This window comes from Granulosicoccus sp. 3-233, from assembly GCF_052681095.1.
Window position 1 is genome coordinate 1,241 of record NZ_JBQYLE010000043.1, and the last position, 1,130, is coordinate 2,370.

Annotated in this window: 1 protein-coding gene; it reads right to left on the bottom strand. The window is 54.8% G+C overall.

The features are described from left to right. A partial coding sequence (locus tag ACUNV4_RS30315) for a recombinase family protein (protein WP_430882419.1) occupies positions 1–1,088 on the bottom strand: 1,088 nt, incomplete at its 3' end. Between the last annotated feature and the right edge of the window lie 42 nt (positions 1,089–1,130).

The following is a 1,130-nucleotide window of genomic DNA, read 5'->3' on the forward strand; positions in this document are numbered from 1 at the left end:
TGTGCATCGTTGCAGGTCTCCAGTAGCGTATCCAAAGCCTCGACCACGGTTGGACACACTTTGCGTATTTGCGCGATGGGCACGGGAAGTGGCACGTCCAACGACTGTGTCTGCCCACCGCGGAATCGAATGTGAATGGCGATACTGTCCTGTTTCAACAAGGTGACGTCTTCAATCAGCAATGCCACCATGCGTTTGCGTTCGATAGGTGTGGTGCGCTTGTCGGACCACACGCGCGGGAAATCTTCTGCCAAACTCAATACGCGTTTCTGTACGTCCTCAGACAGCAGAGTTTTGTCAGCATCGCGTTCCAGATCCTGTTCCTGTTGCAGGTCATCCAGTCGCCGCAGTTGCTCATTCCATTCCGCCTCAAGTGTCTCTGCGACCAGGCGGTTGTCAGGGTCCACATTGATGAATCGGCGACGTGATAGTTCGGCCTCATAACGAGCGCGCTCAAGGTGAGTGCTGCGCAGGGCTTCCGCTTCGTTGATCCGATCGGTGATTTCCTGCTGAACCGCCAGTGCCGCATTCAGAGCTGGCGTAGCGACAAGCTCAAGCAGCAACGTTTCAATGGCCTTATCGATATGGTTACCACGAATAGACTGACACAATTTGCCTGCCTGACGCACAGATGCCTCTGCACACTGGTAGTAGGGTTCCATGGTTCCACGCATCTTTTGATAGCGCACCCGCATTCGGGTGCCACAGAATCCACAGAGTATCCTCCCTTGCAGTAATGCTACACCTTCGCGTGGCACACTGCCTCGACGACCGTTACCAAACGCACCTGCGTTACGCTTCAGTGTCGCCTGGTTCTGTTCAAACTCTTCCCAGGTGATGTAGCCAACATGTGCCTCCGGGATGAGCACTTGCCAATTCTCTTGTGCCACCCTGATCGGCGTCGGCTGCAGGTTCGCATTGCGTCCTGTCCGTGTTCTGCCGTAGACGAATGCCCCTGCATAACGTGGGTTGTGCAGAATCTGCAGTATGCGTGAATGATTGAGCGATCCCCAGTGCATATCTCCCTTGCCTATACCTCGTCGCACCCGAACCGGAAACTCGAGCCCTTCGCTTTTGAAACGCTTCATGACGGCCATTGCAGAGCCTGTATGGCGGAACGTCTCAAAGAT